The sequence below is a fragment of the Rhodococcus maanshanensis NBRC 100610 genome, from assembly GCF_001894865.1.
GTDB lineage: Bacteria > Actinomycetota > Actinomycetes > Mycobacteriales > Mycobacteriaceae > Rhodococcus_G > Rhodococcus_G maanshanensis.
The window spans coordinates 18211-38570 of record NZ_BCXA01000052.1; the positions used below are offsets into that span (position 1 = coordinate 18211).

At 68.2% G+C, this 20360-nt stretch carries 19 protein-coding genes; 3 read left to right on the forward strand and 16 right to left on the reverse strand.

What is annotated here, in order from left to right; genetic code table 11:
- Window positions 1-28 precede the first annotated feature (28 nt).
- On the reverse strand, window positions 29-781 hold the full coding sequence (gene thyX / locus RM1_RS22355) for an FAD-dependent thymidylate synthase (RefSeq protein ID WP_072753852.1): 753 nt from the start codon (window positions 779-781) through the stop codon (window positions 29-31).
- Window positions 782-916: 135 nt separating this feature from the next.
- Between thyX and RM1_RS22360 the strand changes: the two genes are divergently transcribed.
- A complete protein-coding gene (locus tag RM1_RS22360) occupies window positions 917-1393 on the forward strand; it encodes a toxin-antitoxin system HicB family antitoxin (protein ID WP_072753853.1) in 477 nt (158 codons plus the stop codon).
- An 89-nt stretch (window positions 1394-1482) separates the two neighbouring features.
- Window positions 1483-1917, forward strand: a complete 435-nt coding sequence (locus RM1_RS22365) for an SRPBCC family protein (RefSeq protein WP_072753881.1) — start codon at window positions 1483-1485, stop codon at window positions 1915-1917.
- A 26-nt stretch (window positions 1918-1943) separates the two neighbouring features.
- On the opposite strand, the gene RM1_RS22370 is transcribed toward RM1_RS22365, so the two are convergent.
- The 6 genes from RM1_RS22370 to RM1_RS22395 all read right to left on the reverse strand — a co-directional run bounded on the left by RM1_RS22370 (window position 1944) and on the right by RM1_RS22395 (window position 5919).
- A complete protein-coding gene (locus RM1_RS22370) occupies window positions 1944-3158 on the reverse strand; it encodes a winged helix-turn-helix domain-containing protein (RefSeq protein WP_072753854.1) in 1215 nt (404 codons plus the stop codon).
- 263 nt (window positions 3159-3421) lie between these two features.
- Window positions 3422-3832 (reverse strand): flavodoxin family protein, encoded by a 411-nt coding sequence (locus RM1_RS22375; RefSeq protein ID WP_072753882.1) that lies wholly within the window; start codon window positions 3830-3832, stop codon window positions 3422-3424.
- A gap of 26 nt (window positions 3833-3858) precedes the next feature.
- Window positions 3859-4083 (reverse strand): hypothetical protein, encoded by a 225-nt coding sequence (locus RM1_RS22380; protein WP_072753855.1) that lies wholly within the window; start codon window positions 4081-4083, stop codon window positions 3859-3861.
- A 39-nt stretch (window positions 4084-4122) separates the two neighbouring features.
- Window positions 4123-4593: a hypothetical protein gene (locus RM1_RS22385; protein WP_072753856.1), complete on the reverse strand. Its 471-nt coding sequence runs from the start codon at window positions 4591-4593 to the stop codon at window positions 4123-4125.
- Window positions 4590-5345: a 4-hydroxy-tetrahydrodipicolinate reductase gene (gene dapB / locus RM1_RS22390; protein WP_425528665.1), complete on the reverse strand. Its 756-nt coding sequence runs from the start codon at window positions 5343-5345 to the stop codon at window positions 4590-4592. The genes RM1_RS22385 and dapB overlap by 4 nt, the downstream gene beginning before the upstream one ends.
- A 55-nt stretch (window positions 5346-5400) precedes the next feature.
- Entirely contained in the window at window positions 5401-5919 is a 519-nt protein-coding gene (locus tag RM1_RS22395) for an SRPBCC family protein (protein WP_245816548.1), read from the reverse strand.
- 355 nt (window positions 5920-6274) lie between these two features.
- Between RM1_RS22395 and RM1_RS22400 the strand changes: the two genes are divergently transcribed.
- Complete coding sequence (locus RM1_RS22400) at window positions 6275-6871, forward strand: hypothetical protein (RefSeq protein ID WP_245816553.1); 597 nt, start codon at window positions 6275-6277, stop codon at window positions 6869-6871.
- 7 nt (window positions 6872-6878) lie between these two features.
- Here RM1_RS22400 and RM1_RS22405 read toward each other — a convergent pair whose 3' ends face one another.
- The 9 genes from RM1_RS22405 to RM1_RS22445 all read right to left on the reverse strand — a co-directional run bounded on the left by RM1_RS22405 (window position 6879) and on the right by RM1_RS22445 (window position 20256).
- Window positions 6879-7985, reverse strand: coding sequence for an alcohol dehydrogenase catalytic domain-containing protein (locus RM1_RS22405; protein WP_072753860.1), 1107 nt, complete (start codon window positions 7983-7985; stop codon window positions 6879-6881).
- A 4-nt stretch (window positions 7986-7989) separates the two neighbouring features.
- Window positions 7990-8367 (reverse strand): VanZ family protein, encoded by a 378-nt coding sequence (locus RM1_RS22410; protein WP_245816549.1) that lies wholly within the window; start codon window positions 8365-8367, stop codon window positions 7990-7992.
- A 3-nt stretch (window positions 8368-8370) separates the two neighbouring features.
- Window positions 8371-9702: a M16 family metallopeptidase gene (locus RM1_RS22415; RefSeq protein WP_072753861.1), complete on the reverse strand. Its 1332-nt coding sequence runs from the start codon at window positions 9700-9702 to the stop codon at window positions 8371-8373.
- Between the two features lie 67 nt (window positions 9703-9769).
- A complete protein-coding gene (narI, locus tag RM1_RS22420) occupies window positions 9770-10501 on the reverse strand; it encodes a respiratory nitrate reductase subunit gamma (RefSeq protein WP_072753884.1) in 732 nt (243 codons plus the stop codon).
- A 2-nt stretch (window positions 10502-10503) separates the two neighbouring features.
- On the reverse strand, window positions 10504-11184 hold the full coding sequence (gene narJ, locus RM1_RS22425; protein ID WP_072753862.1) for a nitrate reductase molybdenum cofactor assembly chaperone: 681 nt from the start codon (window positions 11182-11184) through the stop codon (window positions 10504-10506).
- The gene (gene narH / locus RM1_RS22430; RefSeq protein WP_072753863.1) at window positions 11181-12869 is read right to left on the reverse strand and encodes a nitrate reductase subunit beta; all 1689 of its coding nucleotides are present in this window, start codon (window positions 12867-12869) and stop codon (window positions 11181-11183) included. Before narH ends, narJ begins: the two co-directional genes overlap by 4 nt.
- A 25-nt stretch (window positions 12870-12894) precedes the next feature.
- Entirely contained in the window at window positions 12895-16587 is a 3693-nt protein-coding gene (locus tag RM1_RS22435; protein ID WP_072753864.1) for a nitrate reductase subunit alpha, read from the reverse strand.
- Between the two features lie 27 nt (window positions 16588-16614).
- The gene (locus RM1_RS22440; RefSeq protein ID WP_281252197.1) at window positions 16615-17814 is read right to left on the reverse strand and encodes an MFS transporter; all 1200 of its coding nucleotides are present in this window, start codon (window positions 17812-17814) and stop codon (window positions 16615-16617) included.
- A 159-nt stretch (window positions 17815-17973) separates the two neighbouring features.
- Window positions 17974-20256 (reverse strand): polyribonucleotide nucleotidyltransferase, encoded by a 2283-nt coding sequence (locus RM1_RS22445; protein ID WP_072753866.1) that lies wholly within the window; start codon window positions 20254-20256, stop codon window positions 17974-17976.
- Window positions 20257-20360: the final 104 nt, after the last annotated feature.

Sequence of the window (20360 nt, forward strand, 5' to 3'; positions counted from 1 at the left end):
CCGCAGTGCCGGTGCCGAATCGCCCCGCTCAGTCCCGGTTGTCGAACTCGCTGACCGCGATCTCGGTGCCGTCCGCGAGGGTTGTGATCTCGAAGTCGCCGAACACATTCGGTGCCGCCGCGGTGAGCTGACGCAAGCATTCGATTGCCAGGCTGCGAATCTCCACGTCGGCGTGCTCGGAGGCACGCATAGCGATGAAATGCCGCCAGGCCCGATAGTTGCCGGTGACGACCACCCTGGTCTCGGTCGCGTTGGGCAACACGGACCTGGCCGCCTGCCGTGCCTGGCGCGCCCGCACCGACCCGTTCGGGACGTGCGCGAGCTTGGTCTCGAGCGCCTCGAGCAGCTCGACATAGGCGGCGCGACTGGCGTCGGTCGCCGCGACGAACAGCGCTTCGAGCTCGGGGTCACCGACCACGGCGGGCGGCACCACGACATTGGCGTCCCGCTCGGTGACCGACCGCTGCGAGAGCTGGGAGTACGAGAGGTGCCGGTGCCGGATCAACTCGTGCGTGCAGGAGCGCGAGATCCCCGTGATGTAGAAGCTCACGCTGCCGTGCTCGAGGACCGACAGGTGCCCGACCTCGAGCAGGTGACGCAGGTAGCCGGCGTTGGTCGCGGTCCGCGGGTTCGGCTTCGACCAGCTCTGATAGCAGGCCCGACCGGCGAATTCGACCAGCGCCTCGCCGCCGTCGGCATCGGTTTCCCACGGCACATCCGCCGGCGGGGCGAACTCCGTCTTCGCGATGAGTTGCACTTTCAGAGACACCGCTTGCCGCACTGCGTTCCTTCCTGGGCCTGCTCGGTCCTACTGCGTCCTGCTCGGGAATCACCGCACCCTATACCCGAAGTCGAAGCCGCCCGCCTGACGCCATGACGCCTTGACCGACGTCGCCAATGACGTCACAATGACGTCATGGACCTGTCGGAGTACACCACCACCCTGCGCGAGGACCTCGTCGCTGCGGCCGCGCTCGGCGACGAGAACACCAAGAGAATCGCCGAGGCACTGGCCGTCGCGGCCGAGAAATCGGCGCGACTGATGCTGTTGTCCGCGCTCTCCGACCTGGCGGCCGAGGCGTCGACCGCACTCGGCGACCGCACGGTGCACGTGCGACTCGACGGCGATCGAGCACACGTCGAGGTGGCTCGCGCGGCGCGCCCCGGATCGGGACCGCGCGGCGAGAGCACGACGAGCGACTACGTCAATGACGCCATCGACGACGTCACCGGTGACATCTCCCGGGTGACCCTACGCCTGGTGGATCAGATGAAATCCCGCGCGGAGGAGGCCGCGTCCCAGAACGGGATGTCGCTGAACTCCTGGGTGTCGCAGGCCGTCCAGGGCGCGCTTCGGGACCAGGTCCGCAAGGGCAGGCGCACGGAGGACTGACCTGGACGCGCGTCCGCAACCCAGGACCGTCTCGGAATGATGTAATGACGCACTGAGTTTGGACGCAACCGCACAAAGGGGTGGGCCCGATGGCCGTGTCAGGTAACAAGGAATTCCACATCAAGGCCGACCCGGCCAAGGTCATGGCGGCGATCGTCGCGGTCGAACGCGTGCCGGAGTGGTCGTCCTCGCACAAGGCGGTGATCGTCGAGAGCACCCACCCCGACGGCAGGCCGCTGCGCGTGCGCATGAAGGTCTCGGTGCTGGGTGTCAACGACGAGCAGGTCGTGGACTACCAGTGGGTCGGCGACGAGAAGGTGAGCTGGACCCTCGTCCAGAGCGACCAACAGAAGACCCAGGACGGCTCGTACACGCTCGTCGCGGACGGCGACGGCACGAACGTGACCTTCGACCTGACCGTCGACCTCAAGATCCCGATGCCCGGGTTCATCGTCAAGCGCGGACAGAAGATCGCCCTCGAAACGGCCTCGAAGGGCCTGACGAAGTTCCTCGAAACCTTCTGACCGACAACCGGTTCCGATCCGGGTGATCAGACCCGGTCGGCGAGCGCGGCGGCGAGATCGCCGCGCTCGCCGACCCTGACGTCCGAGAGTCCCAGCCAGTCCGCCATCTCGCGCAGCGACGACGCCAGCGACTCCCCCACGCGCCCGTGCCCGTGCTCGCCCTCCGCGAAGGCGCCGAGCGCGTGGAGGGCGTCCGCCCCGCGGTCGGCCTTGAGGTCCACCCGGGCGACCAACTCGCCGTCGAGCAGGAACGGGAACACGTAGTACCCGTGCACCCGCTTGTGCTGGGGCGTGTAGATCTCGAGCCGGTAGTGGAAGTCGAAGATCCGTTCGGTCCGAGGACGGAAGAACACGAGCGGGTCGAACGGGCACAGCAACGCCGCCCCGGTGATCCGGCGCGGTGTCCGCGCCTCGACGTGGCGATAGGCGGGCGCTCCCCAGCCGCGCACGGTCACCGGGACCAGGGTCCCCTCCTCCACCAGGTCCGCGATCGCGGCGGCGGCCTGGGCACGCGAGAGCCGGTAGTAGTCGCGCAGGTCCGGCTCCGTTCCGACACCGAGCGACCGCGCGGCGCGACGGATCAGCTCGCGCACCGCGTCCTCGTCGTCGATCCGGCTGGACACGACGCCTGCGGGGAGCACCCGGTCGGCGAGGTCGTAATGCCGGACGAAGCCGACCCGCCTGTCCACCGACAGCGCACCCGCCGCGAAGAGTTGCTCACAGATGACCTTGGTATCGCTGCGATCCCACCACGGACCGGCCCTGCGACCCCGGTCGATCTCGAGGTGCCGCTCGATGTCGCCCGCGCTGGCAGACCCCACCGCCGAGATCACGTCGAGGATGTCACGGATCAGAGCGGGGTTCCGCTCGAGCACCTTGCGTTCCCCTGCCCAGCGACCGCCTGCGTAGGCACGCATCCGCCACCGCAGCAGCGGCCAGTCCCCCACCGGGATCAGCGCCGCCTCGTGTGCCCAGTACTCGACGAGCGCACGGGGCTTCGCGGTGGTGTGCCGCCACGCGGCGTCGTCCAGCAGGCCACGGTCGTAGGCGCCGATCCGGCTGAACACCGGCATGTAGTGCGCACGCACGGCCACCGAGACCGAATCGATCTGCAGCAGCGAGGTCCTACCGACGGCCTTGAGCAGATGCCTGCGGGTGGGCGCGGCGGACGGGCGGGCATCGGCGAACCCCTGCGCGGCCAGCGCAGTTCGCCTGGCGGCGGCAGCCGTCATCTCCAGCATGTCCCCACCCTGCCACCGGGGTCCGACATCCGACGCACACCGCCGCCCGGTTCACCCTCGCGCTTGCGCCAGCGTCACCGCGACGGTCGCCCCCAACTCGTAACAGAGTTCGCGGGCGCGGGCATCTGCGAGACGATGTAGGGCGACGCACGGCAGCGGTTCTGGCCTCCGTCTGACCTCGGCACGAGAATGGCTGGCGCAGTGTGAACTCGGGAGGCGGCAGTTTGTCTAGACGAGAGGGTTGGTCATGGCGAGCGGTGCCTTTACCCCATCAACTGAGCGGCAACGGTCGCGCCGAGTTCCCAGCACGCGTCGAGGTCGCTCTTGGACGGCTTGCCCGACACCACCACGTAGTCAGCGGCCTTCACCCACCCCATGCCCGTCGTGATCGAAGTGACGCCCCGCTCCGCACCCTCGGTGCCCTCGTTGCCGTGCAGGTACAGGCCGAACGGCCGCCCGCGCGTCGAGTCGAGGCAGGGGTAGTAGATGACATCGAATGCGTGTTTGAGGGCGCCACTCATGTATCCGAGGTTGGCCGGGGTGCCGAGGAGGTATCCGTCGGCTTCCAGCACGTCGGTAGGCGACACCGCGAGCGCAGCCCTGCGCACGACCTCCACGCCCTCGATCTCCGGGTCCGTCGCCCCGGACACCACCGCCTCGAACATCGCCTGCATGAACGGAGACGGCGTGTGATGAACGATCAGCAGGCGTGGCACGCGGTGAACCTCCCAGTACGCAGGTGAGTCGGCCTAGTACCCAGCAGATCCGGGATGGTGGCCCCGAGCGCGGGCAGCGAGCGCACGGTGACGCCCTCGAACTCCGGGTCGTTGGCACCGCCGAGCACCGATTCGAGCAACTCACGGGTGGCGGGTGAGGGCGTGCGGTGCACGACCAAAAGGGTTGGCTGCCTGCGCTCGTCCGTCACGTGGTTCAGAGTACGGCCGAGACCGGGCGGCGGAGCGGGTCAGCCCCGCTCGCGCTCGGCCTGCTCCAGCGCGACGGCCCGGCGCATGGTGTCGCGGGCCCGGCCCCGATCGCCCGCGTAGTCGTACGCCCGCGCGAGCCGGTACGAGTTCCGCCAGTTGTCCGGATCGGCCTCCCACTCCGACTTCACCTGTGCGAAGAGCTGATCCGCGGCATCCCTGTCGATCCGGCCGGATGGGCGCCTCGGCAGCTCCGACACATCGAGCTCGAGCCCCTCGTCCGCGATCCGCTGCGCGAGGTGCTGGTGCTGGAATCCGGCGCGCAACGTCACGACGACGATCCAGACACCCAGTACCGGCAGCAGCAGCACGCCGATGCCGAGTCCGATCGGCGCCACTCCCCCCTCCCGGATCAGGTCCAGGCCGCGCTGGCCGAGCAGCACGAAGTAGAAGCCGAGCGCGAGGACGATCGCCGCGATGGTGACGACGACCTTGGTGACGTCGTTCTTCACAGGTCCAGCAGGGGGTCGATACCGACTGTGAGACCGGGACGGCCTGCGATCTCCCTGACACCGAGCAGAACGCCGGGCGCGAAGGAGTTCCTGTCGATCGAATCGTGCCGGATGGTCAGCGTCTCACCCTGGGTTCCGAGCAGAACCTCCTGGTGCGCAACGAGTCCCGCGAGGCGGACCGAGTGCACCCTTACCCCGTTCACGTCCGCACCGCGCGCACCCTCGAGCTCGGTGCTGGTCGCGTCCGGGCTCGGCCCGCGTCCCGCCTTCTCGCGTGCCGCCGCGATCAGCGCGGCGGTGCGGTAGGCGGTACCCGACGGAGCGTCGGCCTTGTTCGGGTGGTGCAGCTCGATGACCTCGACCGAGTCGAAGAAACGCGCGGCCTGCTCGGCGAACCGCATCGACAGCACCGCACCGATGGCGAAGTTCGGCGCGATCAGCACGCCCACCTCGGGGTTCTCCGCCAGCCATGACTGCACGGTGGCCAGCCGGGCGTCGTCGAAGCCGGTGGTCCCGACGACCGCATGGATGCGGTTGGCGACCAGGAACTCCAGGTTGGCCATCACCACATCGGGGTGGGTGAAGTCGACGACGACCTGGGTTCGGGTGTCGACGAACGTCTCGATGCGGTCGCCGGTGTCGACCTGCGCGACCAGCTCGAGGTCCGCGGCGGCCTTGACGGCCTCGCAGATCGCCCGGCCCACCTTGCCCTTGGCACCGAGGACTCCGACCCGGATTGGCGCTGAGGTCACTTGCTTCACTCTCCGTCCGCTCGCACTGTTGCTGGGTGAGAGCCTACGCAACCGGCTAGAGCGTGCCGTTCTCGATGTCGCGTTGCATGGCCTTCTGGTTCTCGATGTGCGAGGACACGCCGTTCTTCACGGTGTAGTCGATCAGCAACGCAGGCGCCGAGAAGGTCAGGTGCTCGGTGACCGTGGTCGCGCCGCCGACTTCGGCGAAGGTGACCTTCTGGTGGGTGATCACGCCGGGCGCGTCCCAGGTGTCGGTGCTGTACCAGTGATCGGCGGCGTACACCCGCTGCTGTCCGACGGTGCGTCCCGGGATCGACGCCGAGCCCGCCGGGATGTCCTCGAGGGCGATGAACTCCCAGACGTCGGCGCCACCCTCGATGTACGTGCGGCGGTCGAGCACGCTGCTCAGGAAGGGATGCCGCCCGAGGCTGTTGTAGAGGTTCGAGTACGCAGGGAACACCCGATCGATGGGCGCGTTGATGGTGATCGGCAGGGTGACGTTCACGGTCGACAGTGCCGGGCCTGCCACGCTCTTCTCGAACTCGTAGGCCGCCCACGACGCTTCCCACTCCACGTCCACTGCGGATGAGGAACTCGAACTGGATTCGGCCCCAGCAACTCCCGTACCGCCCAGCACGATCCCAGTAGCCAGCACGCAGCTTGCGAGAAGCGTGGGAACCGAACGCCCGGCCCGCCGGCCACCGAGCTGCTCAGGACGATCGATCATTCGTGCTTTCCTCCCCGTCGAATTCGTTGCCCCCTCGGCAACCCAGCGGATGATACGCGGCCAACGCATTCCATCGACCTCGAATGGAACCGCTGTCTGCCGCATCGCGAAACCCTCCGGATTCCGACCGTGGAGGCGGTCGCCGACGACTACAGTCCCGCCGCACGGAACGAAAGGAATCCACATGGTTGCCTCCGTGAGAATGACCGCGGCCCTGGCCGTGGCAGCGGGATCGATCCTGGCGCTGTCGGCTCCGGCGCCCGCGGCGCCGCCAGACGAGGGACAGCGCACCGGACCGGTTCAGTTCTGGGCGAAAGACCTCGGCAGCTGCAAGGCCGAGTTCGCGATCGAGAACCGCACGAACGTCACCACGTACACCATCGACTGGCGCATCGACGACGAGGTGCCCGACGGCCGCGACATCGGCGTCGGGTTCCCGATCTGGCGGACCGGCGACCCGAACATGGCGTCGAAGGCGGACTCGCCGACCTGGCCCGACGAGGTGCCGCCGAACACTCCGGAGAACCGCACGATGGTGTCCGACCGGGACCCGGTGACCGCCACCTACGTGCAGGACCTGAAGAACCTCAACGGCTGGAACCCGGGACTGCCGAACCCGGAGGCGGACACCCACACGATCAGCTACCGCATGGTGCTCGGCCCGCCGGGGAACAACGGTCAGACCCCGACCGAGACGCCCGAGTGGATCGGCGACCGCCAGTGGCACACGGTCACGGTCACCGGGTGCAACCCGACGACCCCGGGCGGTGGATCGCTCGAGGAACTGTTCGGCTCCTGATCCGGGTTCACTCGAAGGCGATCACCTGACGGATCGCCCGGCCCTCGGCCAGCTCGTCCATGCCGCGATTGATGTCCTCGAGCGCGATCTCCGAGGAGATCAACCGCTCGACGGGCAGCCGGCCCTCGCGCCACATCTGCGCGTACCTCGGGATGTCCCTCGAGGGCACCGCCGACCCCAGGTAGCTGCCGACGATGGTCCTGGCCTCGGCGACCAGCAGCAGCGGCGAGATCGCGGACCTCGCCTCTGGGCTGGGCAACCCGACCGTGACGGTGGTGCCGCCGGGGGCCGTCGCCGCCACCGCGGCCTCGAAGGCGCGTGCGTTCCCCGCCGCCTCGACCACCAGCGACGCCCGCACTCCGCGTTCGGCCAGCTGGTCCGGGGTGTACACCTGCGTGGCGCCCAGTTCGGTTGCCACCGAGAGCTTTTCGGGCATCGCATCGACGCCGATCACCTCGCCGAGCCCGAGCGACACCGCGGTCAGGATGGCGGCCATCCCGACCCCACCCAGACCCACCACCATGATCGAATCCCCCGGGGCCGTCCTGGCCGCGTTCAGCACCGCGCCGCCACCGGTCAGGACCGCGCACCCGAGCACCGCCGCGACTGCGGGCGGCACGTCGTCACCCACCGGGACCACCGACCGACGGTCGACCACCGCATGCGTCGCGAACCCCGACACACCGAGATGGTGGTGCACCGGCTCGCCGTCGCGGTGCAGACGCTCCCCGCCGCCCAGCAGGGTGCCGGCGTTGTTCGCGGCGCCGCCGGCGCTGCAGGGCATCCGGCCGTCGGTCGCGCAGCCCGCGCACTCACCGCAGCGCGGCAAAAAGGTCATCACCACGCGCTCACCGACCCGGACATCGGTGACGCCGTCGCCGACCCGCTCGACGCGCCCCGCGGCCTCGTGACCGAGCAGCATCGGCACCGGACGCACCCGGTTCCCGTCCACGACGGACAGGTCCGAGTGGCACAGCCCGGCCGCCTCGATGCGGACCAGCAGCTCGCCGGGGCCCGGTCCGTCCAGCTCGAGCTCCGAGATCGAGATGGGCCGCGACTGCGCGAACGGACGTTCCCGGCCGATCTCCTCCAGCACCGCACCACGAATCCGCATGCCGCTACCTCTCCTCGCCACGACCGCCCGGCGCCGGTCTCCCTCGCCCAGCCTGCCACGCCAGAAAGATCCCGAGCCCGACTGCCACGCCAACGAGGTCCGCGGCCCAGTCCCAGATCGACGCGCTCCGGTGGATCGGCAGCAGGCCCTGCAGGATCTCGGACACCGCCGCGTAGAGGCCGGCCCAGACGATCACCGCGGTGACGCCGAACCCCGCGAACCGTGCCGTGTACGCCAGCGCCGCGAACATCAGCAGGTGGGTCACCTTGTCGATGTTCGGCGGTCCGCTCGGCACCGTGGAACCGGGCGAGAACAGCATCACCAGGGTGATGAGCGTGACGACGGCCAGCGGCACCGCCCGCCGCGACCGGAGCAGCGACACCGGTCAGACGATTCCGCGGACGGCGGCGGGCAGGTCCCTCTTGCGCTTGTAGGGGCCGACGACCGAGGCGCCGAACGGCCTGCTCAGCATCATCGCGGCGACCTCGCGCACCTCCTCGGTGGTCACCTCGTCGATCCGTGCCAGCGTCTCCGAGATGCTGCGATGGTTCCCGTAGTTGAGTTCGCTGCGACCGATCCGGTGCATCCGGGAGCCGGAGTCCTCCAGTCCGAGAACCAGACCGCCGCGGATGGAGCCCTTGGCCCGCGCGCATTCGTCGTCGGTGATGCCGTTGGTGGCCACGTTCGCGAGCACCTCGCGGATCACCGTCGTCACCTCGCCGAGGTTCTCCGGCTGGCACCCGGCGTAAACCGAGAACGCGCCGCTGTCCGCGAACGTGTCGATGCTCGAGTACACCGAGTACGCGAGGCCCCGCGATTCCCGGATCTCCTGAAACAGACGGGAACTGAGTCCACCGCCGACCGCGGTGTTGAGCACGGACAGGGCCCAGCGGTGCCCCTCGTGCCGCCCGAACGCGCGCACTCCCATGCACAGGTGCGCCTGCTCGCTGTCGCGCCCACGCAGGGTCAACTCGGGGACGGTGCGCAGCCGGAGCCTGCCCTCCCGCCGCGGCGCGGGCTTCGGTCCCCTGGTCAGGTGCCCCTTGAAACTGCGCCGCACCAGCGCGACGGTCTCGTCGTGGTCGACGTTGCCCGCCACCGCGACGATCATCCGCGGCGGCGTGTACCGGCGGACGTGGAACGAGTGCAGCTGGGTCCGGGACATCGACTCGATCGACTCGACGCTGCCGATCACCGGACGGCCAACCGGGTGGTCACCGAACAGCGCGGTCAGGAAGTCGTCGCCGAGCAGGTCCTCGGGATCGTCGTCGCGCATCGAGATCTCCTCGAGCACCACCTGTCGCTCGACGTCGACGTCGTCGGATCGGCAGCGTCCCCGCAGCACGACATCGCTGACCAGGTCGATGGCCAGCGGCAGGTCGTCGTCGAGCACGTGCGCATAGAAGCAGGTGTGCTCGCGGGAGGTGAACGCGTTGAGCTCGCCGCCGATGCCGTCGACCACCTGAGCGATCTCCAGGGCACTGCGGGTGGGCGTCGACTTGAACAGCAGGTGCTCGAGGAAGTGCGCGGCTCCCGCCACCGACGGCTGCTCGTCGCGAGATCCCACTCCCACCCACACGCCCACCGATGCGGAGCGGACGCCCGGCATGTGCTCGGTGACGACCCGAAGACCGCCGGGGAGCACGGTGCGCCGTACTCCGAAGTCCTGGGATCTGGTCGTCAGTGCGGAGGTTCGACTGCGATTGTGTGCGGCCATGAAGTGGGTCTACGGTCCTCGTCAGCTGTGCGGGTGTGAGGCTCAAACAGTACACACTGCGCCGGGGTCACCAGCCGCGACGATGCGGCTGCGATCCGACCAGCTCCTGCCCGCCCGCCGCGTCGCGGCTGCGGTAGACGATGTACGGCCGGAACAGGTAGGCGATCGGCGCGCTGAACGCATGCACCAGCCGGGTGAACGGCCAGATCGAGAAGAGCACGAGCGCGATCACCACATGGATGTGGAACTGCAGCGGTGCCTGCACCATCAGGTCGCCACGCGGCTGCAGGATCCAGATGGACCGAAACCAGGGAGATACCGTCTCCCGATAGTTGGCCGCCGAGTTCCCCGCCGCGGCACCGATCACCGTGGTCGCCAGCCCAGCGGCCAACGCGGCCACGAGCACCACGTACATCAGCTTGTCGTTGACCGTGGTGGCGGTGAACACGGGGCCGGTGGTCCGGCGCCGATAGATGAGCAAACCCACGCCGACGAGCGTCGCTACACCGGCGATTATGCCGGGCACGGTCGCACCCCAGTGATACATGTGTTCGCTGACGCCGATCGCCTCGGTCCACGATTCCGGGATGACGAGCCCGATGACGTGCCCGAGAATCACCACCAGGATGCCGAAGTGGAACAACGGGCTCGCGATCCGCAGCAGCCGGTTCTCGTAGAGCTGCGAGGACCGGGTGGTCCAGCCGAACTTGTCGTACCGGTACCGCCACCACACCCCGACCACCAGAATCGCTAGCGTCACGTAGGGGATGACGTCCCAGAAGATCTCTCCCGCCGACATGATCACCGCGCTCCTTCTCGACGTGGGATGCCGGTCACGTCGGTCCGACGCGGCGGCACCGTCAGGGTGAACGGCTGCAGGCCGACCGCCTCCGCGGGTGGTCCGGCGATTGCCAGCTCCTGTGCGTGGGCCTGTTCCCGCTCGGTCGCGGCGGGCAGGGTCAGCCCGATCGCGGCGAGCACACACGCGTACGGCGACTCGCTCTCGGTCAATGCGGCGGCGAGCATGCCGATCGGAACGCGGTTCGCCCGCAGCAGCCGGTACCCGACGTCCGCGTCAACCGTGGCCGCGAACTCCAGGACGACCGCGAGGTGGTCCGGGGACTCCCCCTCGGGCGGCTCCACCCCGACGGACCGGTAGGCCCGGGCAAAGCTCAGGATCGCCTCCCCCCGATTGCGGGTGTCGCCGTCGGTCCAGTAGGTGAGGAACAGCGTGGTCTTGCGGCGCAGATCGAAGGTCTCGACGTACCGCGCGGCGGCCTCGAACGGTTCGGTCTCGCGTAGGTACGACGTCGTGGCGGCGAGCGGGTCGCGGTGCTCGGGCGACAGGTGACCCAGGATCCTGTCCACGGCGCCGAGCCGGCCCGGCTGCCCTGCGTCCGGGTACGCCAGCAGCAGCGACGATGCCTGCCAGACGAGGCGGCGGGTGGTGGTTTCGCCGGAGCGACGCCCGAGCAGCCTCATCGTGCCCCCCGCCGATGCTTCCCGGAGTCTCGGTTCCCGGAGGGGAACATCCCGTCCGGCTTTCCCTTCCCGTCCCAGTTGAGCAGGTTCACCCGAGAGGGACTGCTGTCGTTCGCGCCCATCGACTCGGTGGTCTGGCGCTGGCGCAACGCATGGAAGGTCTCCACCGCCACCGGCACCGGCCCACCGCTCGACTCACCGAACGGGCCCGACCCGCCCTCGAACATGCCCGGTCCGCCGTCGAAGTCGAGTGAGCACTCGGTCGCGGTCTCCTCGAGTTTGTGTCCCTCCGCCGCATATGCGGACGGGATGACGTATCGCTCATCGTATTTCGCCAGCGCCAGCAGTCGGTACATCGCGTACATCTGCTCCTCGGACATCCCGACTGCCGCTGGGATGTGCTCCTGCGGCTCGCGCCCGAGACTGATGTCACGCATGTAGGCGCGCATCGCCGCGAGTTTGCGCAGCACCGCGTCCACCGGCGCGGTGTCGCCCGCGGTGAACAGTTCCGCGAGGTACTCGATCGGAATACGCAGCGATTCCAGCGCACCGAACAGGTTCCCGACATCCTCGCCGTCGTGACCGTCCCGGCTGACCGCGTCGACGACGGGCGAGAGCGGCGGGACGTACCAGACCATCGGCATGGTCCGGAACTCCGGATGCAGCGGCAGCGCCACCCGGTACTCCTTGACCAGCGCGTGGATCGGAGAGCGCTGGGCAGAGTCGATCCATCCGTCCGAGATGCCCGCGGCACGTGCGCCCGCGATCACCTCGGGGTCCTTGGGATCCAGGAGCACATCGAGCTGCGCCTCGTAGAGATCGGTGTCGTCCTCCACGCACGCCGCATCGAGGACCTTGTCGACGTCGTAGAGGATCAGCCCGATGTACCGGAGACGGCCGACGCACGTCTCGGCGCATACCGTCGGGAGCCCCACCTCCACCCGCGGATAGCAGAACGTGCACTTCTCCGCCTTGCCGGTCTTGTGGTTGAAATAGACCTTCTTGTAAGGACATCCGGACACGCACATCCGCCAGCCGCGGCACTTGTCCTGATCCACCAGCACGATCCCGTCCTCGGACCGCTTGTACATCGCGCCGGAGGGGCACGAGGCCACGCAGGACGGGTTCAGGCAGTGCTCGCAGATCCGCGGCAGGTAGAACATGAAGGTCTGCTCCAGCTCCAGCTTGACCTTCTCGCTCACCTTCTGCAGCACCGGATCGCCCGCGAGGATCTCCGGCGAGCCCCCCAGGTCGTCGTCCCAGTTCGCCGACCACTCGACCTTCATCGGCTTGCCGGTGATCAGGCTGCGGGGCGCCGCCACCGGCATCTGGTCCCCGAGTGGCGCATTGGTCAGATTCTCGTAGTCGTAGGTCCAGGGCTCGTAGTAGTCGTTGATGGAGGGCATCTTCGGGTTCGAGAAGATCCGCGACAGCTTCTTCATCCGGCCACCGTCGCGTAGCCGCAACCTGCCCTTGCGATCCCGGACCCACCCGCCGCGCCAGCGTTCCTGGTCCTCGTGGGTGCGGGGGTAGCCCTGACCCGGCCTCGTCTCGACGTTGTTGAACCAGACGTACTCCGTGCCGGACCGATTGGTCCACGCCTGCTTGCAGGTCACCGAGCAGGTGTGGCAGCCGATGCACTTGTCCAGGTTCATCACCATCGCGAGCTGAGCCATCACCTTCATGATTTCCTCGCTTCGCTCGGGTGCATCAGTAGGTCACCTCCTGCGACCGGCGACGGACCACCGTCACCTCGTCGCGCTGGTTGCCGGTCGGTCCGAGATAGTTGAACGCGAAGGACAACTGGGCGTATCCCCCCGCCAGATGCGTCGGCTTGATGAGCAGCCTGGTCAGCGAATTGTGGATACCGCCACGGTTTCCGGTGGTCTCGGTGAGGGGAACATCGATGGTGCGCTCCTGCGCGTGGTGCACATAGACCACGCCGACGGGCATTCGGTGCGAGACGATGGCCCGGCACACCAGCACGCCGTTGCGATTGACCGCCTCGACCCAATCGTTGTCGGACACGGCGATCTTCGCGGCGTCGTCGGGACTGATCCACATGGTCGGACCGCCCCTCGATAGCGAGAGCATGAGGAGGTTGTCCTGGTACTCCGAGTGGATCGACCACTTGGAGTGCGGTGTCAGATACCGCACCGCAAGCCCGACGCCGTCGCGCGAGCTGCCGACCTCCGGTTCGCCGAACAGCCGGGCCATGTCGAGCGGCGGGCGGTAGGTCGGCAGCTGCTCACCGAGTTCCTCGATCCAGTCGTGGTCGAGGTAGAAGTGCATGCGACCGGTCAAGGTGTGGAACGGCTTGAGCTCCTCGATGTTCACCGTGAACGGCGCGTACCGACGCCCACCGGTCTCGCTGCCCGACCATTCCGGGCTGGTGATCACCGGGACCGGCCGGGCCTGGGTGTCGGCGAAGGTGATCCGGCGTTCCTCGCTGCCCTCGGCCAGGTGCACCAGGGGCCGGCCGGTGCGCTTCTCGAGCGCACGGAAACCCTCGACCGCGAGCCTGCCGTTGGAGGTGCCGGACAGCGCGAGGATGGTCTCCGCCATCTTCTCGGCGGTGTCGAGAGCAGGCCTTCCTGCGGCGGCACCGGAACTCATGACGCCATGTTTGCCCCCGAGCTCGGCGACCTCCTGATCCGGATGCACGGTGACGCCCTTGGTGGTCAGCCCGGCGGTCTCGACCAGCGGACCGAGCGCGGCCCACTTCTCGGCGATCGCCGGGTAATCGCGTTCGACGACCACCAGCGGTCCCATCGTCTTGCCCGGTACCGGCGTCGCGCCCGTCGCACGCCAATCCGATTCGGTGCCACCGGGATACGCCATTGCTCCCGGCGTGTCGTGCTGCAGGGTGCCCATCACGATGTCGCGCCGAACACCCAGGTGCTCGGCTGCAAGGGTGGAGAACGCCCTCGCGATGGCGCCGAACGCATCGAAGTCCGAGCGGGTCTCCCACGGCGGGTCGATCGCGGCGGTGAACGCGTGGATGAACGGGTGCATGTCGGTGCTCGACAGGTCGGCCTTCTCGTACCAGGTGGCGGCGGGCAGGACCACGTCGGAGAGCAGGGTGGTCGAGGTCATCCGGAAGTCGATTGACATCAACAGGTCGAGCTTTCCCTCCGGGATGTCCTCGGTCCACGTCACCTCACTCGAGCGCAGGTGCTCCCTGGTCGGCTCGGCCTGCAGATTCGATGTGGTGCCGAGCAGGTGCTTGAGGAAGTACTCGTTGCCCTTGCTCGAGGAGCCGAGCAGATTGGCCCGCCAGACGCTGAGTACGCGTGGCCAGTTCTTCGGGTTGTCGGGGTCGGTCACCGCGAGCCTCAGCCGACCGCTCGCCAGCTGCTCGGTCACGTGCCCGATCGGGTCCTTCCCTGCCGCCTGCGCCTCGTCGACCACGTCCAGACTGGAGCGGTCGAACTGGGGGTAGAACGGGGTCCAGCCCATGGATACGGCCGAGGCCAACACGTCGATCGTGTGCTTGCCGGCGAAACGGTGCCTACCGATCGGACTGGCCAGCGCGTCGGCGCGGTAGCCGTCGTAGCGCCACTGGTCGGCGTGGACATACCAGTACGACGTCCCTGCCATCTGGCGTGGTGGCCTCGACCAGTCGGTACCCATCGCCACCGCGGCCCATCCGGTGACCGGTCGACACTTCTCCTGTCCGACGTAATGCGCCCAGCCACCGCCGTTTCGGCCCATCGACCCGGTCAGCAGCAACAGGCTGAGCACCGCGCGGTAGGTGGCATCACCGTGGAACCACTGACAGATGCCCGCGCCCATGATGATCATCGATCGGCCACCGGACTCGACGGAATTGTTCGCCAACTCGGTGGCGATCCGGATGACCTGCGCCGCACTGACTCCCGTGATCGGCTCCTGCCACGCGGGCGTATAGGGCGATCGCGGGTCGTCGTAGCCGGCGGGCCATTCCCCCGGCAGCCCCGGCCTGACCACCCCGTACTGCGCGAGCATCAGGTCGAAGACCGTGCACACTCGGTGTTCGCCCACCAGCCGAACGGGGACACCGCGTTCGAGGGTCTCGCCGTGCCCGTCCGGGGCGTCGAACCGGGGCAGCGTGACCAGCGCGGTCTCGCCGCCCGCGCCGTCGGTGGGCGCCACGGTCAGCGCAGGGGCGATGCCGCCGAGATCGAGATTCCACTTGCCGACGCCCTCCTCACCGAACCGGAAGCCGAGCGATCCGTGCGGGACGGCCACCTCCCCGGTGGCGCCGTCGAGCAACACCGGCTTGAATGACGCGTTCTCGCCGGTGTCGCCGAGATCCGCTGCCGTCAGGTTCTTTCCGGGCACCAGCCGGCCGTCCCGCTCCTCTAGCGTGATGAGGAACGGCAGATCGGTGAACTGCCGCACGTAGTCGACGAAGAACGGCACCCGCGACTTGACGAAGAACTCCGAGAGGATGACGTGTCCCATGGCCATCGCCATTGCACCGTCGGTGCCCGCCGCGCACGGCATCCACTCGTCGGCGAACTTGGTGTTGTCCGCATAGTCGGGGCTGACGGCGACCACCTTCGTCCCGCGGTAGCGCACCTCCGCCATCCAATGCGCGTCAGGGGTCCGGGTGACGGGCACGTTCGACCCCCACATCATCAGGTAGGACGCATCCCACCAGTCACCGGACTCCGGCACGTCGGTCTGGTCGCCGAACACCTGCGGCGAGGCCACCGGCAGGTCCGCGTACCAGTCGTAGAAGGAGGTCATGACGCCGCCGAGCAACTCCACGAACCTCGAACCGGCCGCGAACGAGACCATCGACATCGCGGGGATCGGCGAGAACCCGGCCACCCGATCGGGGCCATAGGTCTTGATGGTGTGCACATGTGCGGCGGCGATCATCTCCGTGGCCTCGTCCCAGGTCACCCGGACGAGTCCACCCTTCCCCCTCGCCCTCTGATACCGCCCGCGACGCTCCGGATCGGACTGGATGTCGGCCCAGGCCTCAACCGGATCACCGGTGCGCGCCCGCGCCTCCCGGTACATCTCGACCAGCACGCCGCGCGCGTACGGATACCGCACGCGGGTCGGCGAGTAGGTGTACCAGGAGAACGCCGCACCGCGGGGGCAGCCGCGTGGCTCGTACTCGGGTCGGTCCGGACCGACGGACGGATAGTCGGTCTCCTGGGTCTCCCAGGTGATGATCCCGTCCTTGACATAGATCTTCCACGAGCACGAGCCCGTGCAGTTCACACCGTGCGTCGAGCGCACCACCTTGTCATGGCTCCAGCGGTCACGATAGAAGATGTCGCCCTCGCGTCCGCCCTGTCGGCTGACCGTGCGCCGGTCTCCCGACACCGTGCCGGGAACGAAGAACCGCCCACCCTCGAGCAGCAGATCCTCGACCGCGCCACCGGTGCGATTGCTGGATGCCACGTCGCCTCCTCCACCTCGACCGCCGTCTCATGTCTTGTCGTAGACCCTTTCGGGCTCACGGGCGGACAGCTTGAGCGCGGTGTACGCCAGCGCCGCGAGCGCCGTCAGCGCCAGCAGGAGCAGGCCGACCGTGTAGTTGTTGGCCGCCTCGTCGTACGTCGCGCCCATGATCAGCGGCGGGAAATAGCCGCCGAGACCGCCTGCGGCGGCGACGATCCCGGTCACGCTGCCCACACTCGCGGCAGGCGAACGACGGGCTACCCAGGCGAACACGCCCCCGGTACCGATGCCGAGGAACAGCGCGAGCAGGATGAACGTGACGGCGGACCAGACATCCGCGGGAGGCTTGAAGGTCGCGACGACGGCCATCACCGCGGTGCCGGCAAGCGAGGTCAGCACTACGGTCTTGGGCGGGATCCGGTCGGAGAGCGCGCCTCCGACGGGGCGAGCCAGCACGGCGGCGAGCGCGAACGCTGCGGTCCTCGCTCCCGCGTCGACCGCCGAGAAGCCGTAGATGTTCTTGATGTAGGTCGGCAGGTAGTTGCTGAACGCGACGAAGCCACCGAACACCACCGCGTACAGGAACGACATCTCCCAGGTGACACGGAGTTTCGCGGCCGCCTTGAGCTTCGGCAGCACCGGGTCCGTGTTCGGCACGAAACTCGGCGAGTTCCGCATCACCAGGATGCACGCGACCGCGGTGACCGCCAGCGCAACCGCGATGATCACGTGGGTGGGGATCAGGCCGAACCAGCGGACGAACCGGGGCGTGAAGAACGCAGACAACGCCGTGCCGACCATGCCCATGCCGAAGACACCGGTCGCGAAGCCACGGCGGGACGCCTCGTACCAGGAATTCGCGAACGGGATGCCGACCGCGAAGATGGTGCCCGCGATGCCGAGGAAGAAGCCGAACAGCAACAGCAGTGCGTAGGAGTCCATCTCGGCGGCGAAGCCGACCGCGAGCACCGGCAGGATCGAGGCAAGCGAGATGGCGATGAACATCACGCGGCCGCCGTACCGGTCGGTCAGCGCGCCGACCACGATGCGGCCGAGCGATCCCACCAGGATCGGGGTCGCGACCAGCATCGAAGCCTGGCTAGCGCTGAGCGGCAGCGCTTCGGCGTAGGTCGTCGAGAGTGGGCCGATCATGTTCCAGGCCCAGAAGTTGATCGCGGACACCCACGTGGCCAGGGCCAGGTTCAGCGTCCGCGTGCTGTTGCTCACCACAGGAGATCCTGAGTTCACCCGTCCAGGAAAGCATGCAGACCGCCCCGTCGAAGGGCGAAGTCAGATCTGTGAAGCAACGATAAGGACACGAAAACACCGGTGCCCCCGCGCATGCGCGCGGGGGCACCGGTGCTCTACCAGCGGTTCGGCCCGGATCTACTCCGAGTCGGTCGCCTCGTCGGCGGCCGCGTCGGCAGGCGCGTCGGCCGCAGCGGCCTCGTCCTCGACGGGGATCAGCGAGATCTTGCCGCGGTTGTCGATGTCGGCGATCTCGACGCGGAGCTTGGAGCCCACGTTGACCACGTCCTCGACCTTGGCGATCCGCTTGCCGTTGCCCAGCTTCGAGATGTGCACCAGCCCGTCGCGGCCCGGGAGCAGCGAGACGAACGCACCGAAGGCGGTGGTCTTGACGACCGTGCCGAGGAAGCGCTCGCCCACCTTGGGCAGCTGCGGGTTGGCGATGGCGTTGATCATGTCGATCGCGGCCTGCGCAGACGGACCATCGGTGGCGCCGACGAACACGGTGCCGTCGTCCTCGATGGAGATGTTCGCACCGGTCTGCTCGGTGATCGAGTTGATCATCTTGCCCTTGGGCCCGATGACCTCGCCGATCTTGTCCACCGGCACCTTGATGGCCGTGACGCGCGGGGCGAACGGGCTCATCTCGTCCGGGGTGTCGATGGCCTCGGCCATGACCTCGAGGATCGTGGTACGGGCGTCGTGCGCCTGCGACAGCGCGCCTGCCAGCACCTTGGACGGGATGCCGTCGAGCTTCGTGTCCAGCTGCAGCGCCGTGACGAAGTCCTTCGTGCCCGCGACCTTGAAGTCCATGTCGCCGAACGCATCCTCGGCACCGAGGATGTCGGTCAGCGCCACGTACCGGGTCTCACCGTCGACCTGGTCGGAGACCAGGCCCATGGCGATGCCCGCGACCGGAGCCTTCAGCGGCACACCGGCGTTGAGCAGCGACAGGGTCGAGGCACAGACGGAACCCATCGAGGTGGAACCGTTGGAGCCCAACGCCTCCGAGACCTGACGGATCGCGTACGGGAACTCGTCCTGGCTCGGCAGCACCGGCATCAGGGCGCGCTCGGCGAGGGCGCCGTGGCCGATCTCGCGACGCTTCGGCGAGCCGACGCGACCGGTCTCACCGGTGGAGTACGGCGGGAAGTTGTAGTGGTGCATGTAGCGCTTGCTGGTCTCGGGGCCCAGCGAGTCGATCTGCTGCGCCATCTTGACCATGTCGAGGGTGGTGACGCCCATGATCTGGGTCTCGCCACGCTCGAACAGCGCGGAGCCGTGGGCCCGCGGGATGACCGCGACCTCGGCCGACAGCGAACGGATGTCCGTGATGCCACGGCCGTCGATGCGGAAGTGATCCTTGAGGATCCGCTGACGCACGAGCTTCTTGGTCAGCGAGCGGAACGCCGCGCCGATCTCCTTCTCGCGACCCTCGAAGTTCGGGACGACCTGCTCGAGGACCTCGACCTTGATCTCGTCGGTCTTGTCGTCGCGCTCCTGCTTGCCCGCGATGGTCAGTGCGGCGCTGAGCTTGTCGGCTGCGGCCTTCTCCACGGCGGCGAAGACGTCGTCCTGGTAGGCCGGGAACACCGGGTAGTCGCCGGTCGGCTTGGCGGCCTTGGCCGCCAGCGCCTGCTGGGCGGTGCACAGACGCGCGATGAACGGCTTGGCCGCCTCGAGGCCCTCGGCCACGATCGCCTCGGTCGGCGCCTGCGCGCCGCCGTCGATCAGGTCGATCACGTGCGCGGGTGCCTCGGCCTCGACCATCATGATCGCGACGTCGGCGTCGTCACCGGAACCGGAGACGATGCGACCGGCGACGACCATGTCGAAGACCGCGTTCTCGAGCTGCTCGACGGTCGGGAAGGCGACCCACTGGCCCTTCTTGTTCTCGTCCGAGGTGAGCAGCGCGACGCGCACGCCACCGACAGGGCCGGAGAACGGCAGGCCCGCGATCTGCGTCGACGCCGAGGCGGCGTTGATCGCGACCACGTCGTACAGGTCCTTCGGGTCCAGGCTGAGGACCGTGACGACGACCTGGATCTCGTTGCGCAGGCCATCGACGAAGGACGGACGCAGCGGCCGGTCGATCAGGCGGCAGGTCAGGATCGCGTCCGTGGAGGGACGGCCCTCACGACGGAAGAAGGAGCCGGGGATACGGCCCGCGGCGTACATGCGCTCCTCGACGTCCACCGTGAGGGGGAAGAAGTCGAAGTGCTCCTTGGGGTGCTTGCTGGCCGTGGTGGCCGACAGCAGCATCGTCTCGTCGTCCAGGTAGGCGACGACGGAGCCTGCGGCCTGCTGCGCGAGACGACCGGTCTCGAAACGGATGGTGCGGGTGCCGTAGCTCCCGTTGTCGATCACGGCGGTGGATTCGAACACGCCCTCGTCGACCTCTACTGCGGAATTCTCTGTCATCTTTTCTCTTCTCGTCCTCTCGTCTTTTGCCGTATCCGTGTGTGGGCGGCGCAGCCCTCCTGGCTGCGACGCGCACCATCACGACGTCCAGCGCCCGAGGCGGG

Excerpts from the sequence above, each read along its gene's own strand:
- RM1_RS22360 (WP_072753853.1), top strand. The coding sequence starts at position 917 with ATGGACCTGTCGGAGTACACCACCACCCTGCGCGAGGACCTCGTCGCT.
- RM1_RS22365 (WP_072753881.1), top strand. The coding sequence starts at position 1,483 with ATGGCCGTGTCAGGTAACAAGGAATTCCACATCAAGGCCGACCCGGCC.
- RM1_RS22370 (WP_072753854.1), bottom strand. The coding sequence starts at position 3,158 with ATGCTGGAGATGACGGCTGCCGCCGCCAGGCGAACTGCGCTGGCCGCG.
- RM1_RS22375 (WP_072753882.1), bottom strand. The coding sequence starts at position 3,832 with ATGCAGGCGATGTTCGAGGCGGTGGTGTCCGGGGCGACGGACCCGGAG.
- RM1_RS22400 (WP_245816553.1), top strand. The coding sequence starts at position 6,275 with ATGACCGCGGCCCTGGCCGTGGCAGCGGGATCGATCCTGGCGCTGTCG.
- RM1_RS22405 (WP_072753860.1), bottom strand. The coding sequence starts at position 7,985 with ATGCGGATTCGTGGTGCGGTGCTGGAGGAGATCGGCCGGGAACGTCCG.
- RM1_RS22415 (WP_072753861.1), bottom strand. The coding sequence starts at position 9,702 with ATGGCCGCACACAATCGCAGTCGAACCTCCGCACTGACGACCAGATCC.
- narI (WP_072753884.1), bottom strand. The coding sequence starts at position 10,501 with ATGTCGGCGGGAGAGATCTTCTGGGACGTCATCCCCTACGTGACGCTA.
- narJ (WP_072753862.1), bottom strand. The coding sequence starts at position 11,184 with ATGAGGCTGCTCGGGCGTCGCTCCGGCGAAACCACCACCCGCCGCCTC.
- narH (WP_072753863.1), bottom strand. The coding sequence starts at position 12,869 with ATGAAGGTGATGGCTCAGCTCGCGATGGTGATGAACCTGGACAAGTGC.
- RM1_RS22445 (WP_072753866.1), bottom strand. The coding sequence starts at position 20,256 with ATGACAGAGAATTCCGCAGTAGAGGTCGACGAGGGCGTGTTCGAATCC.